Annotated in this window: 16 protein-coding genes; 6 read left to right on the forward strand and 10 right to left on the reverse strand. The window is 69.3% G+C overall.

The annotated features are described in order from the left end of the window. Window positions 1-9 precede the first annotated feature (9 nt). Entirely contained in the window at window positions 10-579 is a 570-nt protein-coding gene (locus H4W30_RS25720) for a TetR/AcrR family transcriptional regulator (protein ID WP_192745206.1), read from the reverse strand. Window positions 580-669: 90 nt separating this feature from the next. On the opposite strand from H4W30_RS25720, the gene H4W30_RS25725 reads away from it, so the two are divergent. Beyond that, window positions 670-1,887: an MFS transporter gene (locus tag H4W30_RS25725; protein WP_192745207.1), complete on the forward strand. Its 1,218-nt coding sequence runs from the start codon at window positions 670-672 to the stop codon at window positions 1,885-1,887. Between the two features lie 13 nt (window positions 1,888-1,900). Continuing rightward, on the forward strand, window positions 1,901-3,865 hold the full coding sequence (locus tag H4W30_RS25730; RefSeq protein WP_192745208.1) for an ABC1 kinase family protein: 1,965 nt from the start codon (window positions 1,901-1,903) through the stop codon (window positions 3,863-3,865). Here the strand turns inward: H4W30_RS25730 and lepB are convergent. The 9 genes from lepB to H4W30_RS25775 form a co-directional block, all read right to left on the reverse strand. Continuing rightward, window positions 3,789-4,589, reverse strand: a complete 801-nt coding sequence (gene lepB, locus H4W30_RS25735) for a signal peptidase I (protein ID WP_192745209.1) — start codon at window positions 4,587-4,589, stop codon at window positions 3,789-3,791. The genes H4W30_RS25730 and lepB overlap by 77 nt on opposite strands. Before the next feature lie 22 nt (window positions 4,590-4,611). Further along, window positions 4,612-4,941 (reverse strand): YnfA family protein, encoded by a 330-nt coding sequence (locus H4W30_RS25740; protein ID WP_192745210.1) that lies wholly within the window; start codon window positions 4,939-4,941, stop codon window positions 4,612-4,614. 230 nt (window positions 4,942-5,171) lie between these two features. After that, window positions 5,172-5,579: a metal-sulfur cluster assembly factor gene (locus H4W30_RS25745; RefSeq protein WP_034311811.1), complete on the reverse strand. Its 408-nt coding sequence runs from the start codon at window positions 5,577-5,579 to the stop codon at window positions 5,172-5,174. Then, window positions 5,576-6,025 carry a Fe-S cluster assembly sulfur transfer protein SufU gene (sufU, locus tag H4W30_RS25750; protein WP_007029705.1) on the reverse strand — a complete coding sequence of 150 codons (450 nt, stop codon included), beginning with the start codon at window positions 6,023-6,025 and terminating at the stop codon, window positions 5,576-5,578. Before sufU ends, H4W30_RS25745 begins: the two co-directional genes overlap by 4 nt. Then, window positions 6,025-7,311, reverse strand: a complete 1,287-nt coding sequence (locus H4W30_RS25755; protein WP_192745211.1) for a cysteine desulfurase — start codon at window positions 7,309-7,311, stop codon at window positions 6,025-6,027. The genes sufU and H4W30_RS25755 overlap by 1 nt, the downstream gene beginning before the upstream one ends. 39 nt (window positions 7,312-7,350) lie before the next feature. Continuing rightward, window positions 7,351-8,121 carry a Fe-S cluster assembly ATPase SufC gene (gene sufC, locus H4W30_RS25760; protein ID WP_007029703.1) on the reverse strand — a complete coding sequence of 257 codons (771 nt, stop codon included), beginning with the start codon at window positions 8,119-8,121 and terminating at the stop codon, window positions 7,351-7,353. Between the two features lie 36 nt (window positions 8,122-8,157). Next, entirely contained in the window at window positions 8,158-9,330 is a 1,173-nt protein-coding gene (gene sufD, locus H4W30_RS25765; protein WP_192745212.1) for a Fe-S cluster assembly protein SufD, read from the reverse strand. A gap of 2 nt (window positions 9,331-9,332) precedes the next feature. Then, the gene (sufB, locus tag H4W30_RS25770; RefSeq protein ID WP_038515497.1) at window positions 9,333-10,781 is read right to left on the reverse strand and encodes a Fe-S cluster assembly protein SufB; all 1,449 of its coding nucleotides are present in this window, start codon (window positions 10,779-10,781) and stop codon (window positions 9,333-9,335) included. Further along, the gene (locus H4W30_RS25775) at window positions 10,778-11,578 is read right to left on the reverse strand and encodes a helix-turn-helix transcriptional regulator (RefSeq protein WP_378233911.1); all 801 of its coding nucleotides are present in this window, start codon (window positions 11,576-11,578) and stop codon (window positions 10,778-10,780) included. Before H4W30_RS25775 ends, sufB begins: the two co-directional genes overlap by 4 nt. A gap of 219 nt (window positions 11,579-11,797) precedes the next feature. Here H4W30_RS25775 and mptB point away from each other — a divergent pair, with 219 nt between their 5' ends. From mptB to H4W30_RS25795, 4 genes are all read left to right on the forward strand, one after another. Beyond that, window positions 11,798-13,384 carry a polyprenol phosphomannose-dependent alpha 1,6 mannosyltransferase MptB gene (mptB, locus tag H4W30_RS25780; protein WP_192746822.1) on the forward strand — a complete coding sequence of 529 codons (1,587 nt, stop codon included), beginning with the start codon at window positions 11,798-11,800 and terminating at the stop codon, window positions 13,382-13,384. Between the two features lie 19 nt (window positions 13,385-13,403). After that, window positions 13,404-14,330, forward strand: coding sequence for an ABC transporter ATP-binding protein (locus H4W30_RS25785; protein ID WP_192745213.1), 927 nt, complete (start codon window positions 13,404-13,406; stop codon window positions 14,328-14,330). After that, the gene (locus H4W30_RS25790; RefSeq protein ID WP_192745214.1) at window positions 14,327-15,124 is read left to right on the forward strand and encodes an ABC transporter permease; all 798 of its coding nucleotides are present in this window, start codon (window positions 14,327-14,329) and stop codon (window positions 15,122-15,124) included. The genes H4W30_RS25785 and H4W30_RS25790 overlap by 4 nt, the downstream gene beginning before the upstream one ends. Window positions 15,125-15,188: 64 nt before the next feature. Then, the gene (locus H4W30_RS25795) at window positions 15,189-16,157 is read left to right on the forward strand and encodes a COX15/CtaA family protein (RefSeq protein ID WP_192745215.1); all 969 of its coding nucleotides are present in this window, start codon (window positions 15,189-15,191) and stop codon (window positions 16,155-16,157) included. The last annotated feature ends 73 nt before the right edge of the window (window positions 16,158-16,230 follow it).

Consider the following 16,230-nt stretch of genomic DNA (forward strand, 5'->3'; position numbering starts at 1 on the left):
GCGCTCTTTCTAGCGTGCGCCGGCTTCGCGCGTATCCCTCACGAGTATCTCCGCGATCTCCCTCGCGAGCGTGACGCGATGCGCGTCCCCGTCGATGCCGGTGTGCGCGACAGCGCCTTCGAGCAGGAGGAAGAGCTGCTCCGCGAGCCGTTCCGGATCGGCCGCGCCGGGGGCGTCCTCACGGATCAGTTCGGCGAACTTGGCCCGGACCGCCGCCTTGTGCCGCCGGATCACGTCGAGGCCGGGATGTCCCGCGGTCAGTTCGGCGGCCGCGTTGAGGAACGCGCAACCCCGGTCACTCCCGAGCCGCGGGTGCTCGATGTAGGCGTCGAAGACCACCAGTGCCCGAGGACGATCGGCTTCGGCCAGCCGCTCTTCGAGGTACGCCCACCAGACGTCGTGACGACGCCGCAAGTACGCGACGGTGAGCTCCGTCTTCGACCCGAAGGCCGCGTACAGCGTCTTCTTCGTGACACCGGCGGCTTCGGCCACCGCCGCGACACCCACCGCGTTGAGGCCCTCTCGGTAGAAGAGCTCGCTCGCGGCGTTCAGGACACGCTCGCCGGCTGGGGTCAGCATGGCTCCGAGTATACCGATCGGTTGACCTGAGCGCGAAATGCGGGAACACTCGTGAACTATACCGATCGGTATACACCTGAAGGAGAGCTGATGGTTTCTTCGTACAAACACGAACTGACCCTCACCGCGGCCGGTCTGTCGCTGATCGCGGTCTCCTACGGACTCGCGAGGTACGCGTACGGCCTCTTCGCGCCGACCCTCCGAACGGAGTTCGACCTCGACGGCAGCGCTCTCGGCGCCATCGCGGCGGGAAGTTACGTCGCGTACTGCCTCGCCGTCGTCGCCTCGACCGCCATCACGACCCGCTGGGGCGCGCGGGCGGGCGCGCTCGCCGCCGGGACGACGGCCACCGCGGGAACCGCCTTGATCGCGTCCGCACCGAACGCAGGCGTGCTCGCCCTCGGTGTCGTCCTCGCCGGTGCCAGCACCGGCCTGGCCTCCCCTTCCCTCGCCGACGCGGTCTCCCGCGTCGTCCGGGCCACCCGCCGTGACCGCGCCCAGTCCGTGGTCAACGCCGGGACCGGACTCGGCGTGCTGATCTCCGGCCCGGTCTCCCTGCTCGCCATCGGTGACTGGCGGATGGCCTGGTGGGCCTTCGCCGCGGCCTCGGCGCTGGCGACCTTGTGGATCGCCCGGGTCGTGCCGCCGGTGAAGGAGGACCGCGCCCGCGGGCTGCCGGTGCCCCTGTTCCCGCCCGCCACCGGGCGGCTGCTGCCCGCCGCCGCGACGCTCGGCCTGGCCAGCGCCGCGATCTGGACGTTCGGCCGGGACATCGCCGTGCGTGACGGCGGGCTCGACGAGACCGCGTCGACGGTGGTGTGGATCGTCCTCGGCGCGGTCGGCCTGGCGGGCGCGTTCACCGCGGAACTGACCTCGCGGGCGGGACTGCGGCGTGCCTGGTCCGCGGGGATGCTCCTGTTCGCCGCCGCCACGGCGCTCTTCGCCCTCGCCACCAGTTCGCTCCCCGCGCTCGTCATCGCGGCCGCGGTCTTCGGAGCCGTCTACATCGGACTGACCGGCGTCCTGATCCTCTGGGGCACCAGGGCCTACCCGACGGCGCCCGCGTTCGGAGTCGGCGTGGCCTTCCTGGCGCTGGCACTCGGCCAGGCCGCCGGGGCGCCGCTCATCGGTCTCCTCGGCGATCTCCTCGACCTTCGCGCCGGTTTCCTCGCGGCGGCGGCGTTCGCCGTTCTCGGCGTCCTGTTCGCGCCCCGGGAGGCGACCACTACCTACGACTTCGGGGTCCGCTCCCTCGCAAGGGTGAGCACCGTCCCGCCGGAGCGGGAATCCAGCGCGGACCGCGCGTGATGTGCTCTTCGGCATGAACCTGCTGCTCGGCCTGCTCACCCTGCCCGTCTACGCGCTGATGCTGTGGCCGCTCGTGGTCGCGGCCCGCCGCGTGCTCGGTGTGCGGATCGGCGTGATCCGCGCGTTCTGCGCCGCCGGTTTCGGCTGGCTCGTCGCGGGCGGCATCCTCAGCGCGTTCCCACAGGCGATGTACGCGGGCGGCGCGTTCGCCGGACTGGTCATCCCGGTGGCGGGCGGCGCTTTCCTGGCGACGCTGATCTTCCTGTTCGTCGCGGAACTCGCGCTGCCGTCCGGTTCGGGGCTCGGCCTGATCGGCAGGATCCGCTCGGTGCGGCGCCGCGTGGCCCGGACGCGGCGCTACTCGCAGATCACCCGGATCGCGATCAAGCACGGTCTCGGCCGGTACCTCACCGGCCGTCGCGAACCCGGCCTCGCCCAGGTCCGGCACGCCAAACTGGCGCGATCACTGCGCCGCGCCCTGGAGGAGGGCGGCGTGACGTTCGTGAAACTCGGCCAGCTGCTCTCGACGCGGTCCGATCTGCTCCCGCCGGTGTTCGTCGACGAGCTCAGCAAACTCCAGGACCAGGTCGCCTTCGCCGACGCCGACGAGGTCGCGACCGTGCTGCGCGAGGAACTGGGCGGCGACCCGGGCGAGATCTTCGCCGAATTCGACCCGGAACCGATCGCGGCCGCGTCGATCGCGCAGGTCTATCGGGCGAAGCTGCGTGACGGGCAGGAAGTGGTCGTCAAGGTGCAGCGCCCCGGCGTGCAGGCACTGGTCGACCGGGACCTCGACATCGTGCGCCGCGTGGCGGCCGCGCTGAACCAGCGCGCGGAATGGGCGCGGTCGCTCGGCGTCGTCGACCTCGCCGAAGGATTCGCCGACGCACTCGTCGAGGAGCTCGATTTCCGCACCGAGGCAAGGAACATCGAAGCGGTCGCCGCGGCCTACTCCGGCACCGAGGTCGCCCTGCCGACCGTCCACAAAGAACTGTCCACCGAACGTGTCCTGGTGATGCGGCGCCTCGACGGCAAACCGCTCGCCGCCGCGCGGGAGCAGGTCCCGGCCGCGGAACGGGCGGGCCTCGCGCGGTCCATGCTGCGGTGCGTGCTCGGCCAGGTCATGGGCAGCGGCGTCTTCCACGCCGACCCGCATCCCGGCAACGTCCTGCTGCTCACCGACGGCAGGCTCGGCCTGCTCGACTTCGGCTCCGTCGGACGGCTCGACTCCGGCCTGCGCGGCGGGCTCCAGAACCTCATCCTCGCCCTCGACCGCGGCGACCCGGCCGCGCTGCGCGACGGACTGCTGGAGATCGTCGACCAGCCGGACGAGATCGACGAGCGTCGCCTGGAGCGGGCACTGGGTTCCTTGGTGGCCAAGCATTTCAACCACGGGCAGGCGCCGGATCTCGACATGTTCACCGACCTGTTCCGGGTGATCGCCGACTTCCGGCTCAGCGTGCCCCCGCCGATCGCCGCCGTGTTCCGCGCACTGGCCACTTTGGAGGGAACGCTGGCCGCGCTGGCGCCGGGATTCAACATCGTCGTCGAATCCCGCGCCTACGCCGCCGAGCAGGTGGGTGCCGGGTTGCGGCCGGAGTCGCTGCGATCCACGGCCACCAACGAATTGATGGCGCTCCTGCCCGTGCTGCGACGGCTGCCGCGCCGCGTCGACCGGATCGGCAACGCGCTCGAACAGGGCAGGCTTTCGGTCAACGTCCGGCTGTTCTCCGACGAACGCGACCGCGACGTGGTCACCGGGCTGGTGCACGAGATCCTGCTGGCGTTCGTCGGCGTGGCCACCGGGCTGATGGCCGTGCTCCTGCTGGGCAGCGCGACCGGCCCCGAGGTGCTGGACGGGGTCACGCTGCACCAGATGTTCGGCTACAACCTGCTGGTGGTCAGTGCGCTGGTGGGATTGCGGCTGCTCTTCGTCGTTTTCCGGCGGAGCGGACAACGGTCACGATCGCCCCGATGACACCGAGGGCCACGAGTCCGGCGCCGGCGAACATGAGGTTCCGCGAGGTACGGAACCCGGTGTCGGACACGGGATCCCCGGGAAGTCCGGCCTCGACGAAGGCGGTGGTCTGCGGGAAGGGCTCGGCGTTGAGGGTGTTCCCCAGGCCGACGACGACCCCGTTTACCTTCGACAGCGGCACGGCGCCGTCGCCCGGCATGCCGACGTAGAGCCGTGAGTCGCGTGAGTTGTTCCGCTGATCCCCCACGACGAAGACCGCTTCCGGCGGCACCTGGACGCTGAACGGCAGGTACTCCTTGCGGCCGTACCCGTTGTCGTCGTCGGCGTACGGCTCCTTGACCGGCTTCCCGTTGACGGTGATCAGGTTGTCGTTCGTGCAGCAGACGACCTGATCACCCCCGACGCCGATCACCCGCTTGACGATCTGACCGTCGCCGGGGCTCGCGTCCGGGAACGCGGAAAGCTCCACGAGCACGACCGCGCCGCGAGGGATCTCGGCGATCGGGGTCCAGCGGTAGAGGACGACCGTCCCAGGCTGGACCGTGGGCAACATCCCGCCGCTGGGAACACTCACCATGCGATAGTTCATCAGGGTCACGAACCCGTATCCCCCGGTGCCCACGCCGACGACGGCCAGCAGGATCATCACGAACAGGAGCGGCGAGAATCTTCGCTTCGGCCCGGGTCTGTCAGCGGGCGGCGCGGGGAAATCCGTTTCAGTCACAGCGCAGACTAGCGCCGTTCGCTCAGCCTCGGGGCGCGTACATGATGACTCCGACCCCGGCGAGACAGATCAAGGCGCCGATCACGTCGTAGCGGTCCGGCCGGTAGCCGTCGGCGACCATCCCCCACGCCAGCGAACCCGCGACGAACACTCCGCCGTACGCGGCAAGGATACGGCCGAAATTCGCGTCGGGCTGCAAGGTCGCGACGAAGCCGTAGAGGCCCAGCGCGACGACGCCCGCGCCGATCCAGAGGTAGCCGCGGTGCTCCCGGACGCCCTGCCAGATCAGCCAGGCGCCGCCGATCTCCAGCAGCGCGGCGAGCGCGAACAGCGCGACGGACCGGATGATCATTCCGTCAGCTTATTGCCTGTGGGGCCCGCCCCTCATGTCGTGAAGGGCCCCTTCGAGACGTTGAACGTCTCAAAGGGGCCCTTCACGACACGAGGTTTCGCGTGCTTGACCGGACGACTCGCACCGGCGACGCCGTATAGACCGTTATACGAACCGGTCCCCCAGCGCGTGAAGGCCCCCTTCCCTCGGCTGAGCCGAGGGAAGGGGGCCTTCACGCGCAAAAGCAGGAATCAGACGGTGAAGCCGAGCGCCCGCAGCTGTTCGCGGCCGTCGTCGGTGATCTTCTCCGGGCCCCACGGCGGCATCCAGACCCAGTTGATCCGGAAGTCCTTGACCAGTCCCGTTCCCCCGCCGACGAGCGCGGCCCCGGTCTGGTCCTCGATGACGTCGGTCAGCGGGCAGGCCGCCGAGGTCAAGGTCATGTCGATGGTGGCGGTGTTGTCCGCCTCGACGCGGATGTCGTAGACCAGCCCGAGGTCGACGACGTTGATGCCGAGTTCCGGGTCGACGACGTCGCGCATCGCCTCTTCGACGTCCTCGACCTTCGCCACGTCGGCGGCGTCCGGGGCGGCGGCGGTCTCGGCGTCGAGGTCGGCGGCCGTGCGCCCCTCGCGGGTTTCGGTCTGCTGTTCGGTCATGCCGTCTCAACTCCGTTGGTCGTGCGGGCGACGGCGTCCTTGAACGCCATCCACCCGAGCAGGGCGCATTTCACACGGGCCGGGTACTTGGCCACGCCGGCGAAGGCGATGCCGTCCTCCAGCACGTCCTCGTCGGGTTCGATCTGCCCTTTGCCCTGCATCAGCTCGACGAAGGCGTCCATGGTGGTGAACGCCTCCTCCACGGTGTGCCCGACGACGAGATCCGTCAAGACCGACGTGGAGGCCTGGCTGATCGAACAGCCCTGTCCCTCGTAGGAGACGTCGGCGACCTTCCCGTCGTCGACCTTCACCCGCAGCGTCACCTCGTCGCCACAGGTCGGGTTGACCTGGAACGACTCGGCGTCGAACGGCTCGCGCAGGCCGCGGCCGTGCGGGTTCTTGTAGTGATCCAGGATGATCTCCTGGTACATGCTTTCGAGGTTCATCACGCCACCCCGAAGAACTTCTGCGCCTCACGCACACCGTTCACCAAAGCGTCCACTTCGGACAGGGTGTTGTAGACGTAGAACGACGCGCGCACGGTCGCGGGCACCGAGCAGGCCCGGTGCAGCGGCCACGCGCAGTGGTGCCCGACGCGCACGGCGACACCGAGGCTGTCCAGCACCTGACCGGAGTCGTGCGGGTGGACGCCGTCGATGACGAACGACACCAGTCCGCCGCGGTCGGTCATGTCGGTGGGGCCGATGATCCGCACGCCGGGGATCTCGCCGAGCCCGGCGAGCGCCGCCTCGGTGAGGGCGTGTTCGTGCGCGGCGACCCGGTCCATGCCGATCGCCGACAGGTAGTCGGCGGCCGCGCCGAGGCCGACGGCCTGCGACGTCATCGGGGTGCCCGCCTCGAATCGCTGCGGCGGCGCGGCGAAGGTGGTCTGCTCCATGCGGACCAGCTCGATCATCGAGCCACCGGTGAGGAACGGCGGCATCGCTTCGAGCAGCTCGCGGCGTCCATAAAGGACACCGATACCGTACGGGCCGACCATCTTGTGCCCGGCGAAAGCGGCGAAGTCGACGTCCAGCGCGTGAAGATCGACCGGGAAATGCGGCACCGACTGGCAGGCGTCCAGCACGACCAGCGCGCCGACCTTGCGGGCCTTCTTCACCAGGAACTCGACCGGGTTGATCGTGCCGAGCACATTGGACTGGTGCGTGAACGCGAGCACCTTGGTCCGCTCGGTGATCAGCTCGTCCACATTGGACAGGTCGAGGCGGCCGTCCGCGGTGACGGAGAACCACTTCAGCGTCGCGCCGGTGCGCTGGCTGAGCTGCTGCCACGGAACCAGGTTCGCGTGGTGCTCCATCTCGGTGATGACGATCTCGTCGCCGGGCCCGAGCTTGAACCGTTCGGCCTCGGGACCGGCCGTGGCGGCGTTGCTCATCGCGTAGGCGACGAGGTTGATGCCCTCGGTGGCGTTCTTGGTGAACACCAGCTCGTGCGGGGAGGCGCCGACGAACTCCGCGATCCGCACGCGGGCGGATTCGTAGGCGTCGGTCGCCTCCTCGGCGAGCTGGTGCGCGCCGCGGTGCACCGCGGCGTTCGAGGTCTCCAGGAACCGGCGCTCGGCTTCGAGCACCTGCACCGGCTTCTGGGACGTCGCACCGGAATCCAGATACACCAAGGGTTTCCCGTCCCGCACCGTGCGGGTCAGGATCGGGAAGTCGGCCCTGATGGCCGCTACGTCCAGCGGTACAGAGTTAGCCGTGGTGGTGGTCATCGGGCCAACTCCTCTCGGTGTAGTCGTGAAGTTCAGTGATCAGACGGCGGCGGTCTCGGCGGAGCCGGTGTACTTGACGTACCCGTTCTCCTCGAGCTCGTCCGCGAGTTCACGGCCGCCGGACTCGACGATCTTGCCGCCGGCGAAGACGTGCACGAAGTCGGGCGTGATGTGCCGCAGGATCCGCGTGTAGTGCGTGATCAGCATGACGCCGGCGTCGTTGTTGGCCTTGAACTCGTTGACGCCCTCGGACACGACGCGCAGCGCGTCGACGTCGAGGCCGGAGTCGGTCTCGTCGAGGATGGCGATCTTCGGCTTGAGCAGCGCCAGCTGCAGGATCTCGTGGCGCTTCTTCTCGCCACCGGAGAAGCCCTCGTTCACCGAACGCTCGGCGAACTCGGACGAGATCTCCAGCTTGCCCATCTCCTCCTTGACCTCCTTGACCCAGTGGCGCAGCTTGGGGGCCTCGCCACGGACCGCGGTGGCCGCGGTGCGGAGGAAGTTGGACATGGACACGCCCGGCACCTCGACCGGGTACTGCATGGCGAGGAACAGGCCCGCGCGGGCGCGCTCGTCGACGCTCATCTCCAGCACGTCCTCACCGTCGAGCAGGACCTGCCCGGAGGTGACTTCGTACTTGGGGTGACCGGCGATGGCGTAGGACAGCGTGGACTTGCCCGAACCGTTGGGGCCCATGATCGCGTGGGTCTCGCCCGACTTGATGGTCAGGTTGACGCCCTTGAGGATCTCCTTGGGGCCCTCCTCGGTCGTGACCGAGGCGTGCAGATCCTTGATTTCCAGCGTAGGCATTTCTTTCCTAAAAGTCTGATGTGGACGGACGAGGGCTCAGGCGCCCACGGCTTCGAGTTCGGCTTCGATCGCGGCCTCGAGACGCTCGCGCACCTCGGGAACGCCGATCTTGACCAGGATCTCGTGGAAGAACCCGCGTACGACCAGGCGGCGCGCGGCGTCTTCGCCGATTCCGCGCGACTGGAGGTAGAACAACTGCTCGTCGTCGAACCTTCCCGTCGCACTCGCGTGGCCGGCGCCCTCGATCTCGCCGGTCTCGATCTCCAGGTTCGGGATCGAGTCCGCCCGCGCGCCCGGCGTGAGCACCAGGTTGCGGTTGAGCTCGTAGGTGTCGGTGGCCTCGGCGGCGGCGCGGATCAGCACGTCGCCGACCCACACGGTGTGCGCGTCGTCGCCCTGCAGCGCGCCCTTGTACATCACGCGCGACTTGCAGTTCGGCACCGCGTGGTCGACGAAGAGACGGTGTTCCTGGTGCTGGCCCGAGTCCGCGAAGTACAGGCCGAGCATCTCGACGTCGCCGCCCTTGTCGGCGAAGGTCGCCGTCGGCGAGACGCGGACCAGGTCACCGCCCAGGGTGATGACGATGTGCTTGAGGCTGGCGTCGCGCCCGAGCTTGAGGTGCTGCTCGGAGACGTGCACCGCGTCGTCGGCCCAGTCCTGGACGCTGACCACGGTCACGTTCGCCGAATCGCCGATGACGAACTCGACGTTGTCGGCGTAGGTGCCGGAGCCGACGTGGTCGAGGACGATGACGGCCTCGGAGAACTGCTCGGCGCGCACCTGCACGTGCCCGTACGCGACCTTGCCCTCGCCGGGTCCGGTGATCTTCACCGTGGACGGCTTCGAGGTCTTCGTCTCCTTGGGCACCGTGATGACGGTGGCCTCGGTGAACGAGGAGTACGCCTGCGCGGCGATCCGGTCGCTCGGGACACCGGCGGCGCCGAGGCGCTCGTCGTCCCGGCCGACCGTCTCGATCTTCAGTTCGGGCGCGGCGTCGGCGTCCACTGTGGCCGAACCCGAAGCGGCGGCGGACCCGTCGTGCAGGCCACGCAGCCGCTTCATCGGAGTGAAACGCCAGTTCTCCTCACGGCCGCCCGGGACCTCGAAGGCCTGGACGTCGTAGGAGGTGAAGCGCTCCGCGCGGGACGTGGCCGGGATGACCACGCCCTCGCGCATCGCTTCGGAAACGTTGTTCTCGGTAACCGACATGACTAGCCGACGGACCCTTCCATCTGAAGCTCGATCAGGCGGTTCAGCTCGAGCGCGTACTCCATCGGCAGCTCACGCGCGATGGGCTCGACGAACCCGCGCACGATCATCGCCATGGCCTCGGCCTCGTCGAGACCGCGCGACATGAGGTAGAACATCTGGTCTTCGCTGACCTTCGAGACGGTCGCCTCGTGGCCCATGGAGACCTCGTCGTTGCGGATGTCGACGTACGGGTACGTGTCCGACCGCGAGATCGTGTCGACCAGCAGCGCGTCACAGACGACGCTGGAGCGCGAGTGGTGCGCCCGCTTCGCGACCTTGACCAGGCCGCGGTACGAGGTGCGGCCACCGCCGCGCGCCACCGACTTCGACACGATGGTCGAGGAGGTGTGCGGCGCCAGGTGCTCCATCTTCGCGCCGGCGTCCTGGTGCTGGCCCTCGCCCGCGAACGCGACCGAGAGGACCTCGCCCTTGGCGTGCTCGCCCATGAGGAACACGGACGGGTACTTCATCGTGACCTTGGAGCCGATGTTGCCGTCGATCCACTCCATGGTCGCGCCCTCTTCGCACTTGGCGCGCTTGGTGACCAGGTTGTAGACGTTGTTCGACCAGTTCTGGATGGTCGTGTAGCGGCAGCGGGCGCCCTTCTTCACGATGATCTCCACGACCGCCGAGTGCAGCGAGTCGGACTGGTAGATCGGCGCGGTGCAACCCTCGACGTAGTGCACGTAGGCGTCTTCGTCGACGATGATCAGGGTCCGCTCGAACTGACCCATGTTCTCGGTGTTGATGCGGAAGTAGGCCTGCAGCGGGATGTCCACCTTGACGCCCTTGGGCACGTAGATGAACGAACCGCCGGACCACACCGCGGTGTTCAGCGCGGAGAACTTGTTGTCTCCGGCCGGGATCACGGAGCCGAAGTACTCCTTGAAGATCTCCGGGTGCTCCTTGAGCGCGGTGTCGGTGTCCAGGAACAGAACGCCTTGGGCCTCCAGGTCCTCGCGGATCTGGTGGTAGACGACCTCGGACTCGTACTGCGCGGCGACACCGGCGACGAGGCGCTGCTTCTCCGCCTCGGGGATGCCCAGCTTGTCGTACGTGTTCTTGATGTCCTCGGGCAGGTCTTCCCAGGAAGTGGCCTGCTTCTCCGTGGACCGCACGAAGTACTTGATGTTGTCGAAGTCGATCCCGGAGAGGTCCGCACCCCAGTTGGGCATCGGCTTCAAGTCGAAGAGCTTGAGCGCCTTCAGTCGCGCTTCGCGCATCCACTCCGGCTCGGACTTCTTCGAGGAGATGTCGGTGACGACGTCCTCGTTCAGTCCGCGACGGGCCGTTGAGCCCGCCTCGTCGGAGTCCGCCCAGCCGAACGCGTACTTGCCAAGGGACTCGATGGTCTCTTCCTGGCTCATGGGCGCGGTGGTGGGAGTGCGCTGCTCGGCAGCGGCAGTCATGCGGGTTTCCCTCCATTCGGGATCCGTGCTGTGCGCCCAGGAGAGGGCGCCGTGCTTCCCGGCCCGGGTGTGGCCGGTTGACCCGCCGAGACGACGGGTACGTGTGTGGTGCACGCGTTGTCACCGCGTGCGATGGTCGCCAGCCGCTGCACGTGAGTACCCAGAAGTTCCGCGAAAGCCTCTGTCTCGGCTTCGCACAACTGAGGGAACTCGGCGGCGACGTGGGCGACTGGGCAATGGTGCTGGCAGAGCTGTTCGCCGACACCGACCTGACGGGTCGACGCAGCGTAACCCTCCCTGGTCAGCGCCGCAGCGAGGGCCTCGGCGCGCGAAGCCGGGTCCGTGTGCTTGGTGATCGCGTCCTGATGCGGGCCGACCAGCGAAGCGACACGAGCCTCCGCGAACGCCTTCACGGCGTCCTCACCGGCGTGCTCGGCGAGGAACCGGATGGCCGAGGACGCGAGGTCGTCGTAGGCGTGCCCGAACCGGGCGCGGCCGGCTTCGGTGAGGAGGAAGTTCTTGGCGGGACGGCCTCGTCCGCGGGGGCCGCGGCGGGGCGCGTCCCGGGTTTCGGCCTCGCCGTCGGCGAGCAGGGCGTCGAGATGACGGCGGACGGCGGCGGCGCTGATCCCCAGCTGCTCGGCCACCACGACGGCGGTCATCGGGCCCTGTTCCAGCAGCAAGCGGGCCACTTCGTGCCTGGTCCGGCCCTCGGGGCCGATCTGGACGGGGACAGGCTGGACCTCGGCGCGGGGCATGTCGCCACCGGCCTCGTCCTGCGTCCCCGTCTTTTTCACAACACAAGTGTGACGTATTTCCGGGGAGACGGCAAAGAGGGGTGCCTCACGGAGTGGCGTGGGTCACGTCGACCGCTGATCTTCCAGGGGTAACCACGTACCCGCCCGGTCTGTTCCCGGGATCGCTACCCTTCGTGCGTGGCAGTGGGCGATCACCCGGCACAGCGGGACACGGACGGGGCAGCGCCGGAAGACCGGGCTGTGCGGTCGGCAGGGTCGGTGGCGACGCTCGTCCCCGGGCGCCCGCACGACCCGGAACCGCTGGACGACAAGGAACTGCGCGGCCTGAACGTGGTCCGCCGGTTCGGCGCGGTCGGTTCGCTGTTCCTCGCCCTCGGCTCGCTCGGCGCGGGCGCCGCCCCGGTGATCAACCCGGTGCAGGAGATCCCGGTCCTGCGGCTGTTCACCCGCATCCCGATGGTCTCGCTCGCGATGGGCCTGGCGGGTATGGCGATCATCGTGCTCAGCTGGCTGCTGCTCGGCCGGTTCGCCCAGCCCGCGCGCCGCCGCCTCGCCACCCAGGGCCAGCTCGCCCGCACCATCGCGCTCTGGTGCGCGCCGCTGCTGTTCATCCCGCCGCTGTTCTCCCGCGACGTCTACAGCTATCTCGCGCAGAGCGAGATCGTCGCCCGCGGGATGGACCCGTACTCCCTCGGCCCGGCCGAAGCGCTCGGCGTCTCCGACCCGCTGACCTCGGGTGTCTCCAACATGTGGCGCGAGACCCCGGCACCCTACGGCCCGCTGCTGTTGCGTCTCGGCGGCTGGCTCGCCCCGCTGAGCAGCGGCAACATCGTCACCGGCGTGCTGCTGCAGCGCGGGCTCGCGCTGATCGGCGTCATCCTGATCATCTGGGCGCTGCCCCGGCTGGCCCGGCGGTTCGGCGTGCAGCCCGCCACCGCGCTGTGGCTCGGCGCGGCGAACCCGCTGCTGATCTTCCACTTCGTCGCGGGCGCCCACAACGACGCGCTGGCGATCGGGCTCATGGTGGCCGGGCTGGAGGTCGGTCTCCAGCGGATGCCGGTGCGGTTCAAGGACGACGCCGTCCCCCCGCTGGCCAAAGGCGAACTGCTCTACATCGGGCTCGGGGTCGCGCTCATCACCCTCGGCGTCGCGGTGAAGATCAACGCGATCCTGGCGCTGCCGTTCTTCACGGTCATGGTGGCCAGACGCTGGCACGGCCGGATCAAGGACCTGGTCACCGCCGCGGTGCCGATGGCGCTGCTGTTCGGCGTGGTGCTGGTGGCGGTCTGTTACGGCACCGGCCTCGGTTTCGGCTGGGTCGGCGCGCTCGGGACGCCGGGACTGGTCCGCTCGTGGATCTCGCCGACGTCCGAACTCGCCGCGCTCGGCGGCGTCCTCGGCATCGCGCTCGGCCTCGGCAACCACACCAACGCGATGGTGCCGATCCTCGGCACGCTGGGCTATCTCGTCGCGGGAGCGGTGACGGTCAAGTTCCTCTGGGACAGCTTCAAATGGCGCTACCGGCCGATCATCGGCCTCGGTGTCTCGCTCGGCGCGGTGATGGTGCTGCACGTCGCGCTCCAGCCCTGGTACCTGCTGTGGGCGATCATCCCGCTCGCCGCGGCGGCGGGGACCTCGCGGTTCCGCATCGCCGCGACGATCGTCACCGCCGTCCTGCCGTTCCTCCTGCCGACGACCGGGAGCACCTTCGAGGGCCGCGGTTTCGTCCTGCCGTTCGCGTGGGCCGCCGCCGGGGTCGTCACGCTTCTGGGGCTGTTCATCGTCCACCGCCTCTCACCACTGCTGCTGTCCAGACCGTCCCCGGAGCATTCGGTCCCGGCGTGAGGCCGTATCGTGACCTGTCGTGAACGCCCCCGCCGTCGAGATCACCGGGCTGGTGAAACGCTACGGATCCACCACCGCCGTCGATGGACTCGACCTGCGGATGGAACGTGGCACCCTGCTCGCTCTGCTCGGCCCGAACGGGGCCGGCAAGACCACCACCGTCGAGATCTGCGAAGGCTTCCTGCGGCCTGACGCCGGCGAAGTCCGCGTGCTGGGGCTGGACCCGGCGCGCGACGGCGCCGCGCTGCGCCCCCGGATCGGCGTGATGCCCCAGGGCGGCGGCGCATACCCCGGCGTCCGCGCCGACGAGATGCTCGGACTGGTCGCCGCGTGTGCGGCGAACCCGCTCGACCCCGCCTGGCTGCTGGACGTCCTCGGCCTTTCCGGAGCGCGGAAGACGCCGTTCAAACGGCTTTCCGGTGGTCAGCAACAGCGGCTCTCGCTCGCCTGCGCGCTCGTCGGACGGCCCGAACTGCTCTTCCTCGACGAGCCGACGGCGGGCATGGACCCGCAGGCCCGCCGCCTGGTCTGGGACCTGCTCGGGGCGCTGCGCGCCGACGGGGTCAGCGTGCTGCTCACCACGCATCTGATGGAGGAGGCCGAAACGCTGGCCGACACCGTAGTGATCGTCGACCACGGCAAGGTCGTCGTCGAAGGTTCCCCGCAATCGCTGACCGTCGAAGCCGGCGAGACCGCACAGTTGCGGTTCAAGGCGCGTACGAAGCTCGACACCGCGCTGCTGACCGCGGCGCTGCCCGAAGGTCATCTCGTTCACGAGTCGGCGCCGGGCACGTATCTCGTCGAGGGCTCGATCGACCCGCAGGTGGTGTCGACGGTGACGGCGTGGTGCGCGCAGCAGGGCGTCATGCCCGAGGAGCTGCAGGTCGGCAGGCGCACGCTGGAAGAGGTCTTCCTGGAGCTGACCGGACGGGAACTGCGCGCATGACGACTTCCACGCCGCGGTTCACGGCGGGCACGTTCACCCCGGCTCCCGGCCGCGGTTCGCTCGGCAAGATGTTGCGCACGCACGCGAAGGTCGAAGCGAGCCTGACGCTGCGCCACGGCGAGCAGATCCTGCTGACCCTGCTGATCCCGCTCGCGCTGCTGATCGGCCTGTCGCTGCTGGACATCCTGCCGTCGTCGCAACTCGGCGATTCGTCCAAAGTGGACTGGATCACGCCGAGGATCCTGGCGCTGGCGGTGATGTCCTCGGCGTTCACCGGACAGGCCATCGCGCTGGGCTTCGACCGCCGCTACGGCGTCCTCAAACGGCTTTCCGCCACCGCGCTCCCCCGCTGGCTGCTCGTCGCGGGCCGGGTGGCCGCGGCGCTGGTCGTGGTCGCGCTGCAGGCGGTGATCCTCGGTGGCGTCGCCGCGCTGCTGGGCTGGTCGCCGTCGCTGGGCGGGCTTCTCGGCGCGATCCCGTTCCTGATCGTCGGCACGCTCGCGTTCGGCGCGCTGGGCCTGCTGCTCGGCGGGGCGCTGCGCGCGGAGGCCGTGCTGGCGCTGGCGAACATCGTCTGGTTCGTGCTGCTGCTCGCGGGCGGCATCCTGCTGGCGCCCTCGACCATGCCGTCCGGTGTCGCGTGGATCGTCGAACTGCTGCCCTCGGGCGCGCTCGCCGAAGGCCTGCGGTCGGTGCTGCTGGACGGTTCGTTCGGCTGGGGCCCGTTCGCGGTGCTCGTCGGCTGGGGTGTCGTCGCGGGCGCGCTGGCCAGCAAGACCACGAAGCTGACCTGAGGCGGCCGACACAGCGGGTGCGGCCGGTGGAACGCTCTCAGGAAGGGCGTTCTAGCATCGGACGGTGCCGTTCCAGAGCCTTGTAGCGCGTCTGCCTTATCCCTCGTTCGCGGTCCAGCGAGCGGTCGCGATAGCGGCGGTGATCGCGCAGGCCGGAATCGGCGTCACCGGATCGGTCGTCCGGGTGACGGGTTCGGGCCTCGGCTGCCCGACCTGGCCGCAGTGCGTCGAAGGCAGCATCGTGCCCGTCGCGCACCCCGAGCTGGACATGCTCACCCAGTGGATCGAGTTCAGCAACCGGTTGCTGACCGGGGTGGTCATCCTGGTCGCCGCGCTGTGCGTGATCACCGCGTGGCGCGTGCAGATCGAGCACCCGAGCCGCCGCCGTCTGGTGAAACTGGCGTGGACGATGCCCGCGGGCGTGATGCTGCAGGCCGTCGTCGGCGGGATCACCGTGCTCGCGAAACTCGAATGGTGGACCGTCGCGCTGCACTTCCTGGCCTCCACTCCCCTGGTCTGGCTCGCGGTCCTGCTGCTGCGCGCGTTCAAGGAGGGTGACGAGCCCGCCCGCTGGCTGATCCCGGACGCGGGCCGCAAGACGCTGATCGTGCTCGCCGCGTCGATGTGGGCCGTCCTCGCGGCGGGGACCACCGTGACCGGGGCGGGCCCGCACGGCGGCGACCCCGGCACTCACCGGCTCCAGGCTCCGATCGAAACGCTCACCCAGATCCACGGCGGACTGCTGGTGGTCTACCTGATCGTGCTGGCCGTCTTCGGGCTCCAGCTGATGCGGGGCGAGACGCCGAAGCAGCTGTGGAAGCGGTACACCATCGTGTGGGTCGTCGCGGTCCTCCAGGGCGTCGTGGGCTCGGTGCAGTACGCCCTCGGTGTGCCGGAGGCGCTGGTCTCGTTCCACGTCCTCGGCTCCGCGCTGGTGATCATCTCGACGGCGGCACTGTGGTGCGGTTCACGCGATCGTGGTTCCGCGCCGGTTTCGCCCGCCGCTGACCGGGAACTCGCCACTTCGAACTGACCCCCTGGCAAACCGGACGTAACCCCCGGGCGGCGTGCTCGCCAGACACTGCCCTTACGCTGCGCTCGGTGCC

Origin of the sequence: Amycolatopsis roodepoortensis, from assembly GCF_014873915.1 — a bacterium.
Classification (GTDB): domain Bacteria; phylum Actinomycetota; class Actinomycetes; order Mycobacteriales; family Pseudonocardiaceae; genus Amycolatopsis; species Amycolatopsis roodepoortensis.